This window comes from Hyphobacterium marinum (genome assembly GCF_036330325.1).
In the GTDB taxonomy this organism is placed as follows: Bacteria; Pseudomonadota; Alphaproteobacteria; order Caulobacterales; family Maricaulaceae; genus Hyphobacterium; species Hyphobacterium marinum.
In genome coordinates this window covers 375,057-394,286 of sequence record NZ_JAZDRO010000003.1, presented here as the reverse complement: position 1 = coordinate 394,286, position 19,230 = coordinate 375,057, and the positions used below count along the sequence as shown (strand labels likewise).

The following is a 19,230-nucleotide window of genomic DNA, read 5'->3' as shown; positions in this document are numbered from 1 at the left end:
GAGGGTGGCCGTCACACGCCGTTCTTCTCGAACTACCGTCCGCAATTCTACTTCCGGACGACGGACGTGACCGGTGTCGTGACCCTGAAAGAGGGTACCGAGATGGTCATGCCGGGCGACAATGTGGAAGTGACGGTGGAACTGATCACGCCGATCGCGATGGACCAGGGCCTGCGCTTCGCCATCCGCGAAGGCGGCCGCACCGTCGGTGCCGGCGTCGTGTCGAAAATCATCGAGTAGTTAGGCAAGGCATAACGGCGAGGGGTGGCCCTGACATCGGTGGCCACCCCAAGCCTTTAAAGGAAACTGGAAAGACGGAATCGGACCCATGGAGCAAAGTATTCGCATTCGCCTGAAGGCGTTCGATCACCGCGTGCTCGATACCTCGACGCGTGAAATCGTCTCCACGGCCAAGCGCACCGGCGCAACGGTCCGCGGACCGATTCCGCTGCCGACACGCCTTGAGAAATTCACCGTGCTGCGTTCGCCGCACATCGACAAGAAGTCGCGTGAGCAGTTCGAAATCCGGACGCACAAGCGCCTTCTGGACATCGTTGACCCCACCCCGCAGACCGTGGACGCGCTGATGAAGCTCGACCTGTCGGCCGGTGTGGACGTCGAGATCAAGCTCGGAGCGTAAGATCATGCGCACTGGAGTTATCGCCAAGAAGCTCGGCATGACCCGGGTTTTCGCCGAGGACGGCGCGCACGTGCCCGTCACGGTGCTGCACATGGACGGCTGTCAGGTCGTCTCCCAGCGCACCGACGAGCGCGACGGCTACACCGCCCTGCAACTCGGTGTCGGCTCGGCCAAGGCCAAGCGGACCTCGAAGGCCATGCGTGGCCACTTCGCCAAAGCGCAGGTTGCGCCCAAGCGCAAACTGGTCGAGTTCCGCGTCTCGGGTGACAACCTGATCGACGCCGGTGCCGAACTGACGGCTGACCACTTCGTCGTTGGCCAGAAGGTCGACGTCGCGGGCAAGTCGATCGGTAAGGGTTTTGCCGGTGCGATGAAGCGCTGGAATTTCGGTGGTCTTCGCGCCTCGCACGGCGTGTCGATCTCGCACCGTTCGCACGGTTCGACCGGTCAGTGCCAGGACCCCGGCAAGGTGTTCAAGGGCAAGAAGATGGCCGGTCACCTCGGCGACGAGCGCGTCACGACCCAGAACCTGGAAATCGTGCGCGTCGATGCCGACAAGGGCCTGATCCTGGTGCTCGGTTCTGTTCCGGGTGCGGCGGGTTCCTGGGTTGAAGTCCGCGACGCCGTGAAAGGCGTCCGCGCCGACGACCTGCCGATGCCGGGCAAGTTCCGTTCGCTCGATGAGCAGAACGCGCCGGCCAAGGACGACAAAGCCGAAGCCCCGGCGGACGAAACCGAAACCGTGACGGCGGACGCCGAAGCGGCTCCGGCGGACGACGCGGCGGCGACGAATGAAGCGCCGGCGGCGGAAGCCACCACCGGTGAAGAGGAAACCAAGTCATGAAAGTCGATGTGAAGACCCTCGCGGCCAAGGATGCCGGCGCGGTCGATCTCGACGACGCGATCTTCGGCATCGAAGACGTCCGGGCCGACCTTCTGCAGCGCGTTGTCAAATGGCAGCTCGCGCGCCGTCAGGCCGGGACGCACAAGGTGAAGGAACGCGGCGAGATTGCCCGGACCAAGAAGCGTTATGGCCGTCAGAAGGGCGGCGGGACCGCCCGTCACGGCGCGCGCTCCTCGCACATCTTCGTCGGCGGCGGCGTGGCCCACGGCCCGCGCGTGCGCAGCCATGCTCACGAGCTTCCCAAGAAGGTCCGTGCCCTGGCGCTGAAGCATGCCCTGTCCTCGAAGGCCGGTTCGAAGACGCTCTTCGTCCTGGACGACGTGGACATGAAAGCCCCGAAGACCAAGGACGTGCGCAAGGCGCTCGCCAATTTCGGTGGCGGCAGCGTGCTGATCATCGACGGTGACGAGGTCAATGCGAATTTCGCACTGGCCGCGCGCAACGTCCCCAATGTCGACGTGCTGCCGGCACAGGGCCTGAATGTCTATGACATCCTGAAGCGCGATGCGCTGGTCCTGACCAAGGCTGCTGTCGAAAAGATCCATGCCCGCTTTGGCGTGGAAGGAGCGGCATAATGGCGACCAAGACCAAAATTGCCGCGAAGCATTACGACGCGCTGATCGCCCCGGTGATCACCGAGAAGTCGACGCTTCTGTCCGAAGCCGGACAGGTCGTCTTCAAGGTTCCGCTTACCGCGACGAAGACCGAGATCAAGGAGGCCGTCGAGGCCCTGTTCAAGGTCAAGGTGACCGGCGTCAACACGCTTCGCACCAAAGGCAAGACCAAGCGCTTCCGCGGCATTGCCGGCCGGCGCTCGGACGAGAAAAAAGCGATCGTGACCCTCGCCGAGGGTGACTCCATTGACGTGACGACGGGGCTGTAGGCCATGGCGCTCAAGACATTCAATCCGACTTCACCGGGCCGCCGCGCCCTGGTGCTCGTCGACCGCTCCGGTCTCCACAAGGGACGTCCGGAAAAGTCGCTCGTGGAAGGTCTGACCAAGAAGGGCGGCCGCAACAATGCCGGCCGCGTCACCGCCCGCCGTCGTGGTGGTGGTGCCAAGACCCTTTACCGCATGGTCGACTTCAAGCGCCGCAAGCTGGACGTCACCGCGACGGTCGAGCGTCTGGAATACGACCCGAACCGGTCGGCTTTCATCGCGCTGGTCAATTATGCCGATGGCGAGAAGAGCTACATCCTGGCTCCGCAACGCCTGGCGGTTGGTGACGAGATCGTCTCCAGCTTCAAGACCGACGTGAAGCCGGGCAATGCCATGGCTCTCAAGTCGATGCCGGTCGGCACCATCATCCACAATGTGGAGATGAAGCCGGAGAAGGGTGGCCAGATCGCGCGTTCCGCCGGGGCCTATGCCCAGCTGGTTGGCCGCGACGGTGGCATGGCGCAGGTCCGCCTGATGTCGGGCGAGCTGCGGGCCATTCCGGAAACCTGCTTTGCTACGGTTGGTGCGGTGTCCAATCCGGACCACATGAACAGAAATCTCGGGAAGGCGGGCCGCAAGCGTCTGCTGGGCAAGCGCCCGGCTGTGCGTGGCGTGGCCATGAACCCGATTGATCACCCGCATGGCGGCGGTGAAGGCCGCACCTCGGGTGGACGTCACCCGGTCACCCCTTGGGGCAAGCCCACAAAGGGCCGCAAGACCCGCAAGAACAAGGCGACCGACAAATTCATCATCCGCTCGCGTCATCAGCGGAAAAAACGGTAGGGAGCGCGAATATGCCGCGTTCAGTTTGGAAAGGTCCGTTTGTCGACGGATACCTCCTGAAGAAGGCCGAAGCCTCCCATGCGGAAGGCCGGAAAAAGCCGATCAAGACCTGGTCGCGCCGCTCGACGATCATGCCGCAATTTGTCGGCCTGACGTTCCAGGTGCACAACGGGAACAAGTTCGTCCCTGTCCTCGTCACCGAGGACATGGTCGGCCACAAGCTCGGCGAATTCTCGCCCACGCGGACCTATTACGGTCACGCGGCGGACAAGAAAGCCAAGAGGGGCTAGGGCGATGTCGAAGACGAACAATCCCCGCCGGGTTGCTGACAACGAAGCGCGCGCCAAGCTGCGCATGATCCGGATCAGCCCGCAAAAGCTGAACCTGGTCGCCGCTTCGATCCGCGGCAAGTCCGTTGAGAAAGCGCTCGCCGAGCTGGAATTCTCGCGCAAGCGGATTTCGCTCGAAGTGCGCAAGACGCTGCAGTCGGCGATCGCCAATGCGGAAAACAACCACGGTCTCGACATCGACTCGCTGGTCGTCGCCGAAGCCTATGTGGGCAAGAACCTCGTGATGAAGCGCTTCCGGGCGCGCGCACGTGGCCGCGGTGCCCGCGTGATGAAACCGTTTTCCGAACTGACCATCGTCGTTCGCGAAGTTGAGGAGGCCGCCTGATGGGCCAGAAGGTCAATCCGATCGGGCTCCGGCTCGGCATCAACCGCACCTGGGATTCGCGCTGGTACGCGAATACGGGCGAGTACGCCGAGCTGCTGCACGAGGACATCAAGATCCGCAAGATGCTCAAGGAGCGTCTGAAGAATGCCAGCGTCTCGAAGATCATCATCGAGCGGCCGCACAAGAAATGCACCGTCACCGTTCATACCGCCCGTCCGGGTGTCGTGATCGGCAAGAAGGGTGCGGAAATCGAAGTGCTGCGCAAGGATCTCCAGAAGATCGTCGGCGGCGAAGTCTTCCTGAACCTGGTTGAGGTTCGCAAGCCGGAAGTCGACGCCAACCTGGTCGCCGAATCCATCGCCCAGCAGCTTGAACGCCGCGTGGCTTTCCGCCGCGCCATGAAGCGCTCGATGCAGACGGCGATGCGCATGGGCGCGAAGGGCTGCAAGATCATCTGCGGCGGCCGTCTGGGCGGCGCGGAAATCGCGCGGACCGAGCAGTACCAGGAAGGCTCCGTGCCGCTGCACACGCTGCGCGCGGACATTGATTACGGTACGGCTGAAGCCTCGACCGCGATGGGAATCATCGGGATCAAGGTGTGGGTCTACAAGGGCGAGATCCTTGAGCACGACCCGCTGGCACAGGAACGCCGCCTTCAGGAATCCGGCGAGCAACGCGCTCGCACCGGAAGCCGGGCCGCTTAAGGGGACGACGGAGCGAAGTTATGCTGCAACCGAAACGCACCAAGTTCCGCAAGGCGCACAAGGGCCGCATCAAGGGTGCGGCCAAGGGTGGCTTTACGCTGAACTTCGGCTCGTATGGCCTGAAGGCGATGCAGCCGGAACGCGTGACCGCGCGCCAGATCGAAGCTGCCCGCCGGGCCGTGACGCGCCACATGAAGCGTGCCGGCCGCGTGTGGATCCGCATCTTCCCGGACGTGCCGGTTTCCAAGAAGCCGACCGAAGTCCGGATGGGTAAGGGTAAGGGCTCGCCCGAATTCTGGGCCGCCAAGGTCAAGCCCGGCCGGATCATGTTCGAAATTGACGGTGTGCCCGATGCCGTGGCGCGTGAAGCGCTCGCGCTCGGTGCTGCCAAACTGCCGGTGAAGACGAAAATCGTCACCCGGATCGGCGAGTAGGAGCTGAACCGATGAACGCTGCCGACGTCCGCGCGATGAGCGACGACCAGCTGAAGGAAGAGCTCCTGAAGCTGAAGAAAGAACAATTCAACCTGCGTTTCCAGCGCGCTTCCGGCCAGCTGGAGAACACGGCCCGCATCCGCAAGCTGCGCCGCACGATTGCGCGCATCGAGACGGCCCGGACCGAGCGTTCGGCGCAAGAAAGCAAAGGGAGCTAGGCGATGCCCAAGCGCATATTGCAAGGCGTCGTGGTCAGCGACAAAGGCGCGAAGACGGTTGTGGTCCGCGTGGAACGGACGTTCCTGCACCCGCTGCTTCGCAAGACGGTGCGTCGGAGCAAGCGCTACCACGCCCATGACGAGAACAATGCGTTCAAGACTGGGGATTCTGTGATGATCCAGGAATGCGCGCCCAAGTCGAAGCTCAAGCGGTGGGAGGTCGTTCCGGCCAACGCCTGATCCCAGGTGTGACGGAGCAGACCCCGATTTAGGAGGAATGCGATGATCCAGATGCAATCCAATCTGGACGTGGCCGACAATTCCGGCGCCCGCCGTGTGCAGTGCATCAAGGTGCTGGGCGGCGCGAAACGCCGGTACGCCCACGTGGGCGACATCATTGTCGTCTCGGTCAAGGAAGCGATTCCGCGCGGCCGCGTGAAGAAGGGCGAAGTGCGCAAGGCCGTGGTCGTGCGCGTCGCGAAAGACATCAAGCGCAAGGACGGTTCGGTGATCCGGTTCGACACCAATGCCGCCGTCCTGGTGAACAACAACAACGAGCCTGTCGGCACGCGGATCTTTGGCCCGGTTCCCCGCGAACTGCGCGCCAAGAACCACATGAAGATCGTCTCGCTGGCACCGGAGGTGCTCTAACCATGGCTGCGAAGATCAAGAAGGGTGACAAGGTCGTCGTCCTGACCGGTCGCGACAAGGGCAAGACCGGCGAAGTGATCAAGTCGATCCCGTCGGAATCGCGCGTCGTCGTGCAGGGCGTGAACGTGGTCAAGCGCCACAATCGCCCGTCGCAGGGTTCGCCCGGCGGTATCGAAACCAAGGAATTGTCCATCCACGTCTCCAACGTGGCGCTTGCCGACCCGAAGTCGGGCGAAGCGACACGTGTCGGCTTCACCACGCTGAAGGACGGCAAGAAGGTGCGCGTGGCCAAGAAATCAGGCGAGGTCGTCGATGGCTGACACCAAGACATATGAGCCGCGGCTGCGCTCGCGTTACCGCGACGAGATCCGTGACCGGCTGAAGGAAAAGTTCGGCTACACCAACCCGATGCAGATCCCCCGCATCGAAAAGGTCGTGCTGAACATGGGCGTCGGCGAAGCCGCCCAGGATTCCAAGAAGCTGCAGGGCGCGGTTGACGATCTGGAACGCATTGCCGGCCAGAAGCCGGTCAAGACCAAGTCCCGGACCTCCATCGCCGGCTTCAAGCTGCGCGAGGACCAGTATATCGGGACCAAGGTCACGCTGCGTCATGACCGCATGTATGAATTCCTCGACCGGCTGGTGACCATCGCTTTGCCGCGTCTGCGGGATTTCCGCGGCCTGAACGGCAAGAGCTTTGACGGTCGGGGCAACTACGCCCTGGGCCTGAAGGAGCACATCGTGTTTCCGGAGATCGACTATGACAAGGTCGAGAAGATCCGTGGAATGGACATTGTGGTCTGCACGACCGCGAAAACCGACGAAGAAGCGAAGGCCCTGTTGGCCGAGTTCGATTTTCCGTTTTCGAACTAACGCGACAGGAGAGCGGGACCATGAGGGTTCCGCACGCAGGAGGAAGTAAATGGCGAAGACAAGTGCCGTCGAGCGGAATCGCAAGCGCCAGAAGCTGGCCAAGCGCTATGCCGACAAACGCGCCGAGCTGAAGGCTGTCGCCCGCGACACCGAAAAGCCGGTCGAAGAGCGGTTTGCCGCTCAGCTGAAATTGGCTCAGCTGCCGCGCAATTCCGCGCCCAGCCGGATCCGCAACCGTTGCGAGATCACCGGCCGGCCGCGCGGTTTCTACCGCAAGCTGCGTATGTCTCGGATCGCGCTGCGCGACCTGGCCTCGAACGGGTTGATCCCCGGCATGGTCAAGTCGAGCTGGTGATTGGGAGGGTTGAAGAACAATGTCTATGAATGATCCTCTTGGCGATATGCTCACGCGTATCCGCAACGCCCTGATGCGCAACAAGAAGACGGTGGCGACGCCGGCTTCCGCGATGCGCAAGCGCGTCCTGGACGTGCTTCAGGCCGAAGGCTTCATCCGCGGCTACAGCGAAGTCGAGCATGCCGATGGCAAGCGCGAGTTCGAGATCGAGCTGAAGTATTTCGAAGGCGAACCGGTCATTGCCGAGATCCAGCGGGTCTCCAAGCCGGGCCGCCGTGTCTATTCAAAGGTGAAGGACCTGCCGCTCGTGTCGAACGGCCTCGGCATCGCCATTGTCTCCACGCCCAAGGGCGTGATGTCGGACAATGCGGCGCGCGAAGCCAATGTCGGCGGCGAAATCCTTTGCCACATCACCTGACGGGAGCGCACTGATGTCACGCATCGGAAAATTGCCTGTCGAAATTCCGTCAGGCGTAGAAGTCAATCTCAACGGCCGCGATCTGGCGATCAGGGGACCGAAAGGCCAGCTCGCGCTGACCCTGGTCCGCGACGTCAAGGCTTCCAAGGAAGCCGAAGGCATCGTGATCAAGCCGTCCGACGAGTCCAAGCGCGCCCGCGCCATGTGGGGAATGACGCGCGCCCTGGTCGCCAACATGGTGGCTGGTGTGTCGCAAGGCTTCTCCAAGACGCTCGAGCTTGAAGGCGTTGGTTACCGCGCCCAGATGCAGGGTTCGAACCTGAAGCTGGCGCTCGGCTACAGCCACGACGTCGTGTACGAGCCGCCGCAAGGCATTCAGCTGGCGACGCCCAAGCCCACCGAAATCACGGTGACGGGTGCCGACAAGCAGCAAGTTGGCCAGGTTGCCGCGGAAATCCGCCGCTTCCGTGCCCCCGAACCCTATAAGGGCAAGGGCGTGCGGTATGCCGGCGAGTATATCCGCCGCAAGGAAGGCAAGAAGAAGTAGGACGCGCAACGATGAAATCGAATCGGGAAAAGAACCAGCGCCGTGCCCTGCGCAACCGTTCGCGGTTGCGCAAGGTCGCCAATGGCCGCGCGCGTCTGTCCGTGTTTCGCTCGTCGAAGCACATCTACGCTCAGATCATTGACGATGTGAACGGCCGCACCCTGGCCGCCGCTTCCACCAAGGAAGCCGACGTGAAGGGTTCGGGCGCGAATGTCGCCGCGGCGAAGGCCGTGGGCGAGCGGATCGCGGAACGGGCCAAGAAGGCCAAGATCAAAGACGTCGTCTTCGATCGCGGCGGTTACATCTATCACGGGCGCATCAAGGCGCTCGCAGACGCTGCCCGCGAGGGCGGCCTGAACTTTTAAGGGAGCGGCTCATGGCGCGTAACAACGAAGATCGCGGACGTGGACGCGGTCGCGGCCGGGACCGGGACCGCGAGGAGCAGGGCGACGAACTCGTCGACAAGCTCGTTCACATCAACCGCGTCGCCAAGACGGTGAAGGGTGGCCGGAACTTCCAGTTCGCGGCGCTCGTGATCGTCGGCGACCAGAAGGGCCGGGTCGGCTTCGGACAGGGCAAGGCGCGCGAAGTGCCGGAAGCCATCCGCAAGGCGACCGAAGAGGCCAAGAAGTCGATGGTCCGCGTTCCGCTGCGCGAAGGCCGTACGCTGCACCACGATTCCCCGGGCCGTCATGGCGCGGGCAAGGTGGTTCTGCGCGCTGCGCCTCCGGGAACCGGCGTCATCGCCGGCGGCCCGATGCGTGCGGTGCTCGAAACCCTCGGCGTCCAGGACGTGGTGGCCAAGTCCACCGGTTCCTCGAACCCGTACAACATGATCCGGGCGACATTCGACGCGCTGAAGAACCAGCGCAGCCCGCGCTCGGTTGCTTCCAAGCGCGGCCTGAAGGTCGGCGACCTGGTGGCCCGGCGCAATGACGGGGCTTCGGCTCCCGAAGCGCTTGAGGCGTAAGGAGAGCTGATTATGGCTGCGAAGAAGAAAACACTGCGCGTGCGGCAGACGGGGTCCCCGATCCGCCGCCCGAAGGATCAGCGTCAGACGCTCGTCGGTCTCGGCCTCGGCCGTATCGGCCGCGTGCGTGAACTGGAAGACACCCCGGCGGTTCGCGGCATGATCGCGAAGGTCAGCCACATGGTGGAAATCGTCGAAGAGAAGGCCTAGAGCGCCCGGCTCTTTGAAGGAGAACGACATGCGTCTCAACGAATTGCGCGACAATGATGGCGCGACGAAAAAGAAGATCCGCGTCGGACGCGGCATCGGGTCCGGCAAGGGCAAGACCGGCGGACGCGGTGTGAAGGGGCAGAAGTCCCGTTCCGGCGTCGCGATCAAGGGCTTTGAGGGCGGCCAGATGCCGATCCACATGCGCCTGCCCAAGCGCGGCTTCAACAAGCCGAACCGTGCGTCCTATGCCGAGCTCAATCTCGGTGGTCTGCAAAAGGCGATCGACGCCAAGTCGATCGACGCAAAGAAGGCCATCGACGAAGCGGTCCTGGTCGAAGCCGGCGTGATCCGCCGCAAGACCGACGGCGTGCGCCTCCTTGCGAAAGGCGAGCTGAAGACCAAAGTAGACATCACCGTTGCCGGTGCGTCGAAGGCTGCGGTCGAAGCGGTCGAGAAGGCGGGTGGCAAGGTGACCATCACCAAGCCCGCTCCGGCAGCCGAGGAATAGGCGGCGCGTCATTCAACTCGCCGTTTTGACAAGGGGACGCCATGGCCTCCGCCGCTGAACAGCTTGCCCAGAACATCAACTTCTCCTCTTTCGCCCGCGCGAAGGAGCTGCAGAAGCGTATCCTGTTCACGCTTGGCGTCCTTATCGCCTACCGCATCGGGACGTATATCCCGGTGCCGGGGATCGATCCGGTTCAGTACGCCGCCGCGTTCTCGAACCAGTCGGGCATGCTGGACGTCTTCAATGTCTTCTCCGGCGGTGCCGTGGAGCGTATGGCGATCTTTGCGCTCAACGTGATGCCGTACATTTCTGCGTCCATCATCATGCAGTTGATGAGTGCGACCATTCCAAAGCTGGAACAGCTGAAGAAGGAAGGCGGGGAAGCGGGCCGCAAGCAGATCAACCAGTACACGCGGTATCTGACGGTGCTGCTGGCCGCCGCGCAGGGCCTGGCAATCGCCATGGGCATGTCCCAGTCCGATCCCAATACCGGTGCGTCCATTGCGCTCAATCCTGGCCTGTTCTTCATCATCACCACTGTAACGACCTTCGTCGGCGGCACCATGCTGCTGATGTGGATGGGTGAGCAGATCACCGCACGCGGCGTCGGCAACGGCGTTTCGCTGATCATCTTCGCGGGCATCATTGCCGAGCTTCCGCGCGTTCTCTTTGCGACGCTGGAACAGGGGCGCATTGGAGCCATCAACCCGGGCTTCGTGGTGGCGATGATCGCGCTGGTCCTGGCGATCCTGGTCTTCGTTGTCTTCATGGAGCGTTCGCAGCGCCGGCTTCTGGTTCAGTATCCGAAGCGCCAGCAAGGCTCGCGCATGGTCGGTGGCGAGACCTCCTTCCTGCCGCTGAAGCTGAACACGGCTGGTGTGATCCCGCCGATCTTCGCCTCGTCGCTGCTTCTCCTGCCGGCCACTGCTGCCAGCTTCATGTCGCAGTCGGGACCGGACTGGCTGCTCTACATCACGTCGAACCTGGGACCGGGCCAACCCGTCTTCCTGGCGCTCTATGCGGCGATGATCATCTTTTTCACCTTTTTCTATACGTCGATCGTGTTCAACCCGGAAGATACGGCGGACAATCTGCGCAAGTATGGCGGCTTCCTGCCGGGCATCCGGCCGGGCAAGCGGACGGCAGAGTATCTCGATTACGTGCTGTCTCGGCTGACGCTGGTTGGCGCGCTCTATCTGACCATCGTCTGCCTGATTCCGGAAATGCTGCGCGGCCAGACCGGCGCGTCCTTTGCACTCGGCGGGACCTCGATCCTCATCGTCGTGTCGGTCACGCTCGACACGGTCTCCCAGATCCAGTCCCACCTGCTGGCCCACCAGTATGAGGGCCTGATCAAGAAGACCAAGCTGCGGGGCCGTCGCCGATGAACCTCGTACTGTTCGGACCGCCGGGCTGCGGCAAGGGCACGCAAGCCAAGCGCATCGTCGAAAGCCGTGGCTGGATTCAGCTGTCGACGGGAGACATGCTGCGCGCCGCGATTGCGTCGGGTTCCGAACTGGGCCGCCGCGTGGACGGCATCATGGCCAGCGGAGCCCTGGTCTCCGACGAGATCGTCATCGAGCTGATCGCGGAGCGTCTCGGCGAGGCCGAAGCGGCCGGCGGGGCGATCTTTGACGGATTCCCGCGCACCGTCGCCCAGGCCAAGGCACTTGATGAGCTGCTGGCCAAGCGCGGACAGAAAATCGATTCGGTGATCCGTCTTGTCGTCGACAATGACGAGCTGGTGACCCGCATGGCCAAGCGCTCTGCTGAACAGGGCCGGGCCGATGACACGGTCGAGGCGTTCAAGACGCGCTTGTCCGTGTATGAAGAACAGACTGCGCCGCTGATCCCTTACTATGAGGGTCAGGGCGTCCTGCATGACGTGAATGGCATGGGCTCGATGGACGCTGTCAGTGCGGCCATTGCGGACGTGCTGGACAAGGGATGAAGAAACGCGCTTGACCCCGTTGACGGGGACAGGCTCGGCACTATAGATAGCGCCCTTCGCGAAACGGGCGGCGAGCGACCTTCTCCCTTCAAGGCAAGGGGGCAGGGCGCGCATCGTCCGTGAAGGCGTGACCAAGGTTAGGAGAGCATCGTGGCCCGTATCGCCGGCGTCAACATACCGACGAATAAACGTGTTGAGATAGCGCTGAGCTATATCCACGGCATTGGTCCTGCAAAGGCCAAGGAAATCTGCGAGAAGGTCGGCCTGGCCCGCGAGCGCCGGGTCCATGACCTGACCGACGCGGAAGTGCTGCAGATTCGCGAAGTGATCGACCGCGACTACCAGGTCGAGGGTGATCTGCGCCGCGACGTGGCCGTCAACATCAAGCGCTTGATGGACCTGGGCAACTATCGCGGCCTGCGGCATCGCCGCGGCCTGCCGGTCCGTGGTCAGCGCACCCACACCAATGCCCGTACCCGCAAGGGCCCGGCCAAGCCGATCGCCGGCAAGAAGAAGTAAGGGCGGAGAAGTCTTATGGCCAAAGAGCCGACACGCGTCCGCCGTAAAGAGCGGAAGAACATCATCTCAGGCGTCGCGCATGTGAACGCCAGCTTCAACAACACGATGGTGACCATCACCGACGCGCAGGGCAATGCGATCTCCTGGTCGACCGCCGGCGCGAACGGCTTCAAAGGGTCGCGCAAGTCGACCCCGTATGCCGCGCAGATTGCCGCTGAAGAAGCCGGCAAGAAGGCGATGGAACACGGCATGAAGACGCTGGAAGTGAACGTCTCCGGTCCGGGTTCGGGCCGCGAGTCGGCGCTGCGCGCCCTGCAGGCCGTGGGCTTCACCATCACGACCATTCGCGACGTCACGCCCATTCCGCACAATGGCTGCCGTCCGCCGAAGCGCCGCCGCGTCTAGACAAGCGCCGCTTCACGACAACGCATTACGCATCGCGCGTACCGGACCGGTCCAGGTCACGCGCGACACCGAGAGGGGCAAGACCCGTGATTGAGAAGAACTGGCAAGAACTGATCCGCCCGATGAAGCCGGAAGTGAAACCCGGCCACAATCCGGAACAGCACGCGACCATCGTCGCCGAGCCGCTCGAGCGCGGTTTTGGCATGACGCTGGGCAATGCCCTGCGCCGTGTCCTTCTGTCCTCGCTGCAGGGCGCGGCCGTCACCGCGTTGCAGATCGACGGCGTGGTGCACGAATTCTCGTCCATTCCGGGCGTGCGCGAAGACGTCACCGACATCGTCCTCAACATCAAGCAAATCGCCCTGCGCATGCATGGTGAAGGCCCCAAGCGCGTTGTCCTGCGCAAGACCGGCCCGGGTGTCGTCACCGCCGGTGACATCGAGGAAACCGCCGACGTTGAAGTCGTCAACAAGAAGCACGTCATCTGCACGCTCGACGAGGGCGCGGAGATCCGCTTCACGATGACGGTCAACACCGGCAAGGGCTATGTCCCGGCCGACCGCAACCGTCCGGAAGATGCGCCGATCGGCCTGATTGGCGTCGATGCGCTCTACAGCCCGGTCAAGCGGGTCGCCTACCGCGTGGAAAACACCCGCGAAGGCCAGGTGCTCGACTATGACAAGCTCATTCTCGACATCGAGACCGACGGAACCGTGACGCCGGAAGATTCCGTGGCCTATGCCGCGCGCATCCTGCAGGACCAGTTCCAGATCTTCATCAACTTCGAGGAAGCCGTCGAGCAGCGCCCGGCCGAGGACGACCGTCCCGAGCTGGACTTCAACCCGGCGCTCCTGAAGAAGGTTGATGAGCTCGAGCTGTCCGTGCGTTCGGCGAACTGCCTGAAGAACGACAACATCGTCTATATCGGCGACCTGATTCAGAAATCCGAAGCGGAAATGCTGCGGACTCCGAATTTCGGCCGTAAATCCCTCAACGAGATCAAGGAAGTTCTCGCCCAGATGGGTCTCCATCTCGGCATGGAAGCGCCGAACTGGCCGCCGGAGAATATCGAGGATCTCGCCAAACGTTTCGACGAGCACGCCTAGGCATCGGCCAGGCCTCTACTCAAAGGAGAATGCGTCATGCGCCACGGCGTCGCCCATCGTAAACTCGGTCGCACGACCACGCACCGCAACGCCATGTTCGCGAACATGGCCGCGTCGCTGATCGAGCACGAGCAAATCGTCACGACCTTGCCGAAAGCCAAGGAAATGAAGCCGTTCATGGACAAGCTGATCACGCTCGCCAAGCGCGGCGATCTGCATGCCCGCCGGCAGGCCATTTCCAAGGTCCGCAATGTCGAACAGGTGTCCAAGCTGTTCGAGACCCTCGGTCCGCGCTATGCCGAGCGCGCCGGTGGCTACACCCGCGTCCTGAAGGCCGGTTTCCGCCATGGCGACAACGCGCCGATGGCCGTGATTGAACTGGTCGACCGTGACCCGGAAGCCCGCGGTGCCGCTGATCGCGCCCGCGAGGCCGAGTTCGAGGCTACGGACGAGTAAGACTCTCGTCATTATGAATTCACGGGAAAGGCGGCTTGCTTGCGCAATGCCGCCTTTTTCTTATCTCAGTATCCGGTTTGAAGTCCGATCCACCTTAGGAGTATGCCCATGACCCGCCTTGCGCTGATTGCTGCAACCAGTCTGGCCGTCCTTCTGACGTCGTCCTGTGAGGCACAGGAGCCGGAAAGCCCAGCCCTGGCTGGTAGCGCACAGGAAACCGAAACCCTTGCCGAACCGAGTTTCCGGACCGTTCCGGAAAGCCAGACCCAGATGCAGCTGTCCTTTGCGCCGATTGTGCGCGAGGTCGCTCCGGCCGTGGTGAATGTCTATTCCTCGCGCGTCGTACAGCGCCCGGCGATGGACCCGTTCTTCGAGCGCTTCTTCGGACGCCAGGGCCCGCGCTCGCAAACGCAAAGCTCACTTGGTTCCGGTGTGATCATCGATCCGTCGGGTGTCATCATCACCAATAATCACGTGGTTCAGGGCGCGACCGAATTGCGCGTCGTCCTTAATGACCGCCGCGAATTCGAGGCGGAAATCCTGCTCGCCGACGAGCGCACGGATCTGGCGGTCCTGCGTATTGAAACCGACGTGCCTCTGCCCTCTGTCCCCTATGCCCAGCCGGGCGCAGCAGAGATTGGCGATCTGGTGCTGGCGATCGGCAACCCGTTCGGCGTCGGCCAGACCGTGACGTCGGGCATCGTCTCTGCGCTGGCGCGCACCGAAGTCGGCGTCTCGGACTTTGCCTTCTTCATCCAGACCGATGCGGCGATCAATCCGGGCAATTCCGGTGGTGCACTGGTCAATATGGACGGCGCGCTGATCGGCGTGAATTCAGCCATTTATTCCCGCTCGGGCGGATCGAACGGGATCGGCTTTGCCATCCCCATCGAGATGGTCCGGCGTGTCGTCGATGCGGCCCTGACCGAAGGTGAGCTGATCCAGCCCTGGCTGGGCGCACGCCTGCAGACCGTGACCGGGGATATCGCCGCCTCGCTCGATCTCGATCGCCCGCGTGGGGCGCTGGTCTCGGACATTTATCCGGGTGCCGCTGCCGAAGAAGCCGGGCTGGAACGCGGCGACATTGTGCTCGCCATCGACGGTGTGGACGTCAATGACGAGCCGGGTGCGCGCTTCCGCTATGCCACGCGCGCTGTTGGGGACACGGCGGACTTCACCGTGCTGCGCGACGGTGGCGAACGCACGATCCGCGTACCGGTCGACGTGGCTCCGTCCGACCCCGCTCCCGAACGCCGCCAGATTGCCGGCCGCAATCCGCTGGCCGGGGCCGAGGTGGCGAACCTCTCGCCGGCGTTCAACGAGGAAATCGGGTTCGACCCGTTCGTGCGCGGTGTCATCGTCCTCTCGGTGCAGCGCGGCTCGGCTGCGGACTATTTCGGCTTCCGTCCGGGTGACCGGGTGCTGGAACTGCAAGGCGCGCCGGTGACGACGGTCGACCAGCTGACCGATACGGTGGAACGCGATGATGACGTCAAGGATTGGCCCATCGCCATCGAACGGCGCGGCCAGCGCATGGAACGCACGCTTCAGCTCTAAGCGTCGTGGCCCTCTTTCAGCGTCACCACGCTCCAGACATGTCCGAACGGGTCGCGCAGCTTGCCCTGACGCCCGTAGAACTCGTCTGAGAGCGGGCGGATGACGCTTGCGCCGGCCTTCACGGCGCGGTCGAACCAGGTGTCAGCGTCGTCGACCGACAGGTTGATGGTGAAAGTCGTACGCCCATCCAGGCTCGGCGGGGCAACATTGCCGATCTGGTCCTCCATGTCCGGGAATTCGTCGGCCAGCATGACGATGCCGCCATTGATACGCAGCGCGGCGTGGCCGAGCTTGCCTTCCCAGTCATATCGCTCCAGCTCTTCCGCCTCGAAAGCGGACTTGTAGAAGGCGATGGCGGCGTCCCCGCCGCGAACGCTGAGATAGGGTACAACACCGTCCATGTTCCCGGCCCTCCTGCCGATTGCGCCACGCGCGCTCAGGACCAGTCTAGTCCCGAACGCGAAAGCTTTGAAACCGGGAGGGCGTACCGGCTAGCGCGTGTAGTTCTCGCACTCGGCCATCGTGGCGACGCCCTCGACCTTGCAGATCTGCACCTGGCCGAAATTATTGCCGGTGTTCGGTCCGCGGAAATTGACCGCGTAATAGGGCACTGGCCCGCGGCTTTGTTCCGGGAAGACACCGGCAGCAAGGCTGCCATCGCCATTCTCGCCATTGACGATGAAGTCGAACCGGTCGGTCACCGTCAGGCAGAGGAATTCGATGATATCCTCGGCCTCGTCGATGGAGACCGTGCCGGTTGCATCACCGTTGAAATTGGCCAGGCGGCGTAGCATCCGCGCATTGGTGGGGCGGTCCGGCATGCAGTTCGAAAAGGCTTCGAGATTGACCGTCCCGGTCGCGGGCTGTGTCGCCCCGGTCGAGTTGATCGCCTGGAACTGGAAGCTGACCGAGTTTCCGGTCTCGGGCAGTTCGATTTCGAGGATGCCGGTGATCTCATCGAAGGTGTGCGGGACGCTTGGCGGCGTCACGAGGGCGAACCGGTCAATGTCGCCGCCCGCATGGTTGTCTAGATCGACCCGATAGGTGCCGCCCAGATCGTCGCCTTCGGCGAAGCTGGACACAGTTGGCAGGGGCAGGGCGGTGATGGTCACGCCCACGCTGGCCGCGGTGGCGGCACCCGACCCGTTGAGCGCCTGATAGGTGAAGCTGTCGCTGCCCCCGACCGGGCCGGCCGTATAGGTGAACTCGCCGGTCGCCGCGTCCAGTGTGACCGAGCCGAGCGTGGGCTGGGACAGGATGGCAAAGGAGTCCGCGTATCCCGTTACGTGATCAGCCAGCGATCCACTGACAGTCTTGGTGGCCTGGACTGTTGCCGTGAAGGCCTCAACGGTGGGTGGCTCGAGACCGGCCTCGTTGCGGATGGCGACAGAGGTCGATCCGCGTACCGTACCTCCCACTTCCATCTGGACCTGGAAGCGGCTGCGGGACGCGAACGGTGTCGGCCAGGCCGTGCTGACGAAGACGGCGAAGGTCGGTGTCTCGCCGGCCCCGATGTCCAGCGTAAGCGTGTCTGCCGGGGGTGCCATGCACGCGCCGGTCCCGCCGGTCTGGCACACCTGTCCGGTTGCGGGCAGGGACGGGTCGAGCGACAGCGCCCGGACCGTGACGGTGCCGGCACCGCCGATATTCGCGGTTGCAACCGAGAAGGCCCCGCGGCGGCCGGCCGGGATGTCGACGATGCCATTGCCGTTCAATGTCGCAGCTAGCGCAATGATGTCAGGCCCGCCACCGGCATCGGAGCCGAGATTGACCGTGTTCAGCCCCGCCGTGATCTCGGCCATGGGCACATTCGCGCAGGAGGCAAAGGGGGCGAAAGAGACACCGGAGACATCGGTGGACGGCGTCAGGGAAATCACGAAGGTCTGGACGCCACGGGCCGGGATATCGACCGGCGTGTTGACGTCGCCAACGGCCCCGTTGGTCGCCGGGTCGGTCCGTTGATAGGTGAAGCCCGCGCGGTCGGGTCCGTGATGGGAGATCCGGCAGTCTTCGGCCACGACCGTGTTCGGATTGATCACGGTCATGAAGGCCGTTGCAGCCTGCCCAGTCTGAACAAAGCGGCTGGTCGGCAGGACGGCGGAACGCAACCGGTTCAGTGGAACAGCCGTCTGTCGGTTGCCCGCGACGCTGTATTCGCGCAAGGCGCGGGACGCGTCTGCGGCCCGGGGTTCGCCAACGGGAATTCCGCAGATACTGCCCCGGTCAGGACAGGTCCGGGTCGGATCGGAAAACTCCAGCTGGCGGGCCTGTCCGTAGGACATCAGCGAGCCATAGATGCCACCGAGCGCATAGTCGTTGCTGATCAGGAAACCGCGCGCCCAGTCGACCGGCAAGCCCTGGCTGTCATCTGTATCGAGCCCGTGGGCCAGACCGAGATTGTGGCCGGTCTCGTGGGCCATGACCGCGCCGTTGTGACAGACATTGTACTGGGGTGCGATATTGTACTCGCGTGTCGGGTCAAGAATGAACGCGATACCGCAGAAATTGTCGCGGCCAGACACCTGCACGCGGTTGATTGAGTAGATGTCCGCCCCTAGCCGGTCAATGGCGGCCCCGGCACCCTCAAACCCGTTGGTTTGGTTGAAGATTTCACTGAGCAGGGTGTAGCCCCCGCGTTCGGCGGGCAAATCGACAAAGCCCATATCGGCAATCGAGGCCGACATCGCGACGTTCGAGTTTTCGAAAGCGGTGGTGACGCGCCCGACGTCGGCTGCGGCGAGATCCACGAGGCCCCAGCCATACTGGTCGATCATGCTCTGATCGTAGGCATAGAACATGTCGACAACGCCATTGCCTGCACTCGGGGCCGAAACCGGAGGGCGGCCCGAGGTGAGCGGTGCCGGTACAGCATCTGGTCCCTGGGCGGTGTCCGGCGCGGGCCGCAAGGTGGCGTAGCCATTGCGGTGGCCCTCGACCTGCCAGCTGCGGCCATCGATCAGGAGCGTGCCGAAGTCGGCATTGAGGCCGCGCGACAGGTAGAGTTCACCTGCACCATCGAGGCTGTATGCCGACAGTGCGGTTCCGCCTGACAGCGTGGGGCCAACCGAGCGAATGCGCAGCGTCTCGGTCGATCCGTCCGGCATGGCGAGGTGCAGCGTTCGCCCCGCACGTTGAGCAAAGATGTCCGGATTGAGTTGGAGGCGAACGACGCGTTCGGCGACCGCCTGCTGGTCTTCGGCCACGTCGGACTCGAGCGTCCAGACAGACAAATCCTCTCCCGACGCGGCCGCAGAAAACGACAGCGCACCCAACGCAAACACAATTTTCCGGAACATTCCCAACTCCCTGACTGGCATCCAATAAACAAACAAAATCACAGGGTTGCAACAATTTAAAAACGCAATCTGACATGACAGGCTTCGCGCCGCGGCGGAAGCCGCCTAAA

The 19,230-nt window shown here is 63.3% G+C and carries 31 protein-coding genes; 29 read left to right on the top strand and 2 right to left on the bottom strand.

The genetic code is table 11. From position 1 onward, the window contains the following. From V0U35_RS09645 to V0U35_RS09505, 29 genes are all read left to right on the top strand, one after another. Positions 1 to 240 (top strand): EF-Tu C-terminal domain-related protein (locus V0U35_RS09645; protein WP_507237444.1); only part of this gene is annotated, 240 nt, incomplete at its 5' end. A gap of 88 nt (positions 241 to 328) precedes the next feature. Next, entirely contained in the window at positions 329 to 640 is a 312-nt protein-coding gene (gene rpsJ / locus V0U35_RS09640; RefSeq protein WP_330196497.1) for a 30S ribosomal protein S10, read from the top strand. 4 nt (positions 641 to 644) lie between these two features. After that, on the top strand, positions 645 to 1,484 hold the full coding sequence (rplC, locus tag V0U35_RS09635; protein WP_373696393.1) for a 50S ribosomal protein L3: 840 nt from the start codon (positions 645 to 647) through the stop codon (positions 1,482 to 1,484). Beyond that, entirely contained in the window at positions 1,481 to 2,119 is a 639-nt protein-coding gene (gene rplD, locus V0U35_RS09630; RefSeq protein WP_330196496.1) for a 50S ribosomal protein L4, read from the top strand. Before rplC ends, rplD begins: the two co-directional genes overlap by 4 nt. Then, the gene (locus V0U35_RS09625) at positions 2,119 to 2,427 is read left to right on the top strand and encodes a 50S ribosomal protein L23 (RefSeq protein WP_330196495.1); all 309 of its coding nucleotides are present in this window, start codon (positions 2,119 to 2,121) and stop codon (positions 2,425 to 2,427) included. Before rplD ends, V0U35_RS09625 begins: the two co-directional genes overlap by 1 nt. Positions 2,428 to 2,430: 3 nt before the next feature. Beyond that, complete coding sequence (gene rplB / locus V0U35_RS09620) at positions 2,431 to 3,267, top strand: 50S ribosomal protein L2 (protein ID WP_330196494.1); 837 nt, start codon at positions 2,431 to 2,433, stop codon at positions 3,265 to 3,267. 11 nt (positions 3,268 to 3,278) lie between these two features. Next, a complete protein-coding gene (gene rpsS / locus V0U35_RS09615) occupies positions 3,279 to 3,557 on the top strand; it encodes a 30S ribosomal protein S19 (protein WP_330196493.1) in 279 nt (92 codons plus the stop codon). A gap of 4 nt (positions 3,558 to 3,561) precedes the next feature. Beyond that, entirely contained in the window at positions 3,562 to 3,942 is a 381-nt protein-coding gene (gene rplV, locus V0U35_RS09610) for a 50S ribosomal protein L22 (protein WP_330196492.1), read from the top strand. Continuing rightward, positions 3,942 to 4,646, top strand: coding sequence for a 30S ribosomal protein S3 (gene rpsC, locus V0U35_RS09605; RefSeq protein ID WP_330196491.1), 705 nt, complete (start codon positions 3,942 to 3,944; stop codon positions 4,644 to 4,646). The genes rplV and rpsC overlap by 1 nt, the downstream gene beginning before the upstream one ends. A gap of 20 nt (positions 4,647 to 4,666) precedes the next feature. Then, positions 4,667 to 5,080 (top strand): 50S ribosomal protein L16, encoded by a 414-nt coding sequence (rplP, locus tag V0U35_RS09600; RefSeq protein WP_330196490.1) that lies wholly within the window; start codon positions 4,667 to 4,669, stop codon positions 5,078 to 5,080. An 11-nt stretch (positions 5,081 to 5,091) separates the two neighbouring features. Continuing rightward, positions 5,092 to 5,298 carry a 50S ribosomal protein L29 gene (rpmC, locus tag V0U35_RS09595; RefSeq protein ID WP_330196489.1) on the top strand — a complete coding sequence of 69 codons (207 nt, stop codon included), beginning with the start codon at positions 5,092 to 5,094 and terminating at the stop codon, positions 5,296 to 5,298. Between the two features lie 3 nt (positions 5,299 to 5,301). Further along, a complete protein-coding gene (rpsQ, locus tag V0U35_RS09590; protein WP_330196488.1) occupies positions 5,302 to 5,538 on the top strand; it encodes a 30S ribosomal protein S17 in 237 nt (78 codons plus the stop codon). 42 nt (positions 5,539 to 5,580) lie between these two features. Further along, positions 5,581 to 5,949, top strand: coding sequence for a 50S ribosomal protein L14 (gene rplN, locus V0U35_RS09585; RefSeq protein WP_330196487.1), 369 nt, complete (start codon positions 5,581 to 5,583; stop codon positions 5,947 to 5,949). 2 nt (positions 5,950 to 5,951) lie between these two features. Then, positions 5,952 to 6,269, top strand: a complete 318-nt coding sequence (rplX, locus tag V0U35_RS09580; protein ID WP_330196486.1) for a 50S ribosomal protein L24 — start codon at positions 5,952 to 5,954, stop codon at positions 6,267 to 6,269. Continuing rightward, positions 6,262 to 6,822, top strand: a complete 561-nt coding sequence (gene rplE / locus V0U35_RS09575; RefSeq protein WP_330196485.1) for a 50S ribosomal protein L5 — start codon at positions 6,262 to 6,264, stop codon at positions 6,820 to 6,822. Before rplX ends, rplE begins: the two co-directional genes overlap by 8 nt. Before the next feature lie 49 nt (positions 6,823 to 6,871). After that, the gene (gene rpsN / locus V0U35_RS09570; RefSeq protein WP_330196484.1) at positions 6,872 to 7,177 is read left to right on the top strand and encodes a 30S ribosomal protein S14; all 306 of its coding nucleotides are present in this window, start codon (positions 6,872 to 6,874) and stop codon (positions 7,175 to 7,177) included. Positions 7,178 to 7,196: 19 nt separating this feature from the next. Continuing rightward, positions 7,197 to 7,595, top strand: coding sequence for a 30S ribosomal protein S8 (gene rpsH / locus V0U35_RS09565; RefSeq protein WP_330196483.1), 399 nt, complete (start codon positions 7,197 to 7,199; stop codon positions 7,593 to 7,595). Between the two features lie 13 nt (positions 7,596 to 7,608). Beyond that, on the top strand, positions 7,609 to 8,142 hold the full coding sequence (gene rplF, locus V0U35_RS09560; protein WP_330196482.1) for a 50S ribosomal protein L6: 534 nt from the start codon (positions 7,609 to 7,611) through the stop codon (positions 8,140 to 8,142). A gap of 11 nt (positions 8,143 to 8,153) precedes the next feature. Next, on the top strand, positions 8,154 to 8,507 hold the full coding sequence (rplR, locus tag V0U35_RS09555; protein ID WP_330196481.1) for a 50S ribosomal protein L18: 354 nt from the start codon (positions 8,154 to 8,156) through the stop codon (positions 8,505 to 8,507). A gap of 11 nt (positions 8,508 to 8,518) precedes the next feature. Then, a complete protein-coding gene (gene rpsE / locus V0U35_RS09550) occupies positions 8,519 to 9,112 on the top strand; it encodes a 30S ribosomal protein S5 (protein ID WP_330196480.1) in 594 nt (197 codons plus the stop codon). Between the two features lie 12 nt (positions 9,113 to 9,124). Further along, on the top strand, positions 9,125 to 9,322 hold the full coding sequence (gene rpmD / locus V0U35_RS09545) for a 50S ribosomal protein L30 (protein ID WP_330196479.1): 198 nt from the start codon (positions 9,125 to 9,127) through the stop codon (positions 9,320 to 9,322). A gap of 28 nt (positions 9,323 to 9,350) precedes the next feature. Beyond that, positions 9,351 to 9,830, top strand: coding sequence for a 50S ribosomal protein L15 (gene rplO, locus V0U35_RS09540; RefSeq protein WP_330196478.1), 480 nt, complete (start codon positions 9,351 to 9,353; stop codon positions 9,828 to 9,830). A 41-nt stretch (positions 9,831 to 9,871) separates the two neighbouring features. After that, positions 9,872 to 11,218, top strand: a complete 1,347-nt coding sequence (gene secY, locus V0U35_RS09535) for a preprotein translocase subunit SecY (protein WP_330196477.1) — start codon at positions 9,872 to 9,874, stop codon at positions 11,216 to 11,218. Beyond that, the gene (locus V0U35_RS09530; protein WP_330196476.1) at positions 11,215 to 11,781 is read left to right on the top strand and encodes an adenylate kinase; all 567 of its coding nucleotides are present in this window, start codon (positions 11,215 to 11,217) and stop codon (positions 11,779 to 11,781) included. The genes secY and V0U35_RS09530 overlap by 4 nt, the downstream gene beginning before the upstream one ends. A gap of 150 nt (positions 11,782 to 11,931) precedes the next feature. Further along, the gene (gene rpsM / locus V0U35_RS09525; protein ID WP_330196475.1) at positions 11,932 to 12,300 is read left to right on the top strand and encodes a 30S ribosomal protein S13; all 369 of its coding nucleotides are present in this window, start codon (positions 11,932 to 11,934) and stop codon (positions 12,298 to 12,300) included. A 15-nt stretch (positions 12,301 to 12,315) separates the two neighbouring features. Further along, on the top strand, positions 12,316 to 12,705 hold the full coding sequence (rpsK, locus tag V0U35_RS09520; protein WP_330196474.1) for a 30S ribosomal protein S11: 390 nt from the start codon (positions 12,316 to 12,318) through the stop codon (positions 12,703 to 12,705). A gap of 86 nt (positions 12,706 to 12,791) precedes the next feature. After that, positions 12,792 to 13,811, top strand: a complete 1,020-nt coding sequence (locus V0U35_RS09515) for a DNA-directed RNA polymerase subunit alpha (RefSeq protein WP_330196473.1) — start codon at positions 12,792 to 12,794, stop codon at positions 13,809 to 13,811. Positions 13,812 to 13,847: 36 nt separating this feature from the next. Beyond that, positions 13,848 to 14,267 (top strand): 50S ribosomal protein L17, encoded by a 420-nt coding sequence (rplQ, locus tag V0U35_RS09510; RefSeq protein ID WP_330196472.1) that lies wholly within the window; start codon positions 13,848 to 13,850, stop codon positions 14,265 to 14,267. Positions 14,268 to 14,375: 108 nt separating this feature from the next. After that, positions 14,376 to 15,824, top strand: coding sequence for a DegQ family serine endoprotease (locus V0U35_RS09505; protein ID WP_330196471.1), 1,449 nt, complete (start codon positions 14,376 to 14,378; stop codon positions 15,822 to 15,824). On the opposite strand, the gene V0U35_RS09500 is transcribed toward V0U35_RS09505, so the two are convergent. Beyond that, positions 15,821 to 16,225 carry a VOC family protein gene (locus V0U35_RS09500; protein WP_330196470.1) on the bottom strand — a complete coding sequence of 135 codons (405 nt, stop codon included), beginning with the start codon at positions 16,223 to 16,225 and terminating at the stop codon, positions 15,821 to 15,823. The genes V0U35_RS09505 and V0U35_RS09500 overlap by 4 nt on opposite strands. Positions 16,226 to 16,315: 90 nt before the next feature. Beyond that, positions 16,316 to 19,120: an Ig-like domain-containing protein gene (locus V0U35_RS09495; protein WP_330196469.1), complete on the bottom strand. Its 2,805-nt coding sequence runs from the start codon at positions 19,118 to 19,120 to the stop codon at positions 16,316 to 16,318. Positions 19,121 to 19,230 lie beyond the last annotated feature (110 nt).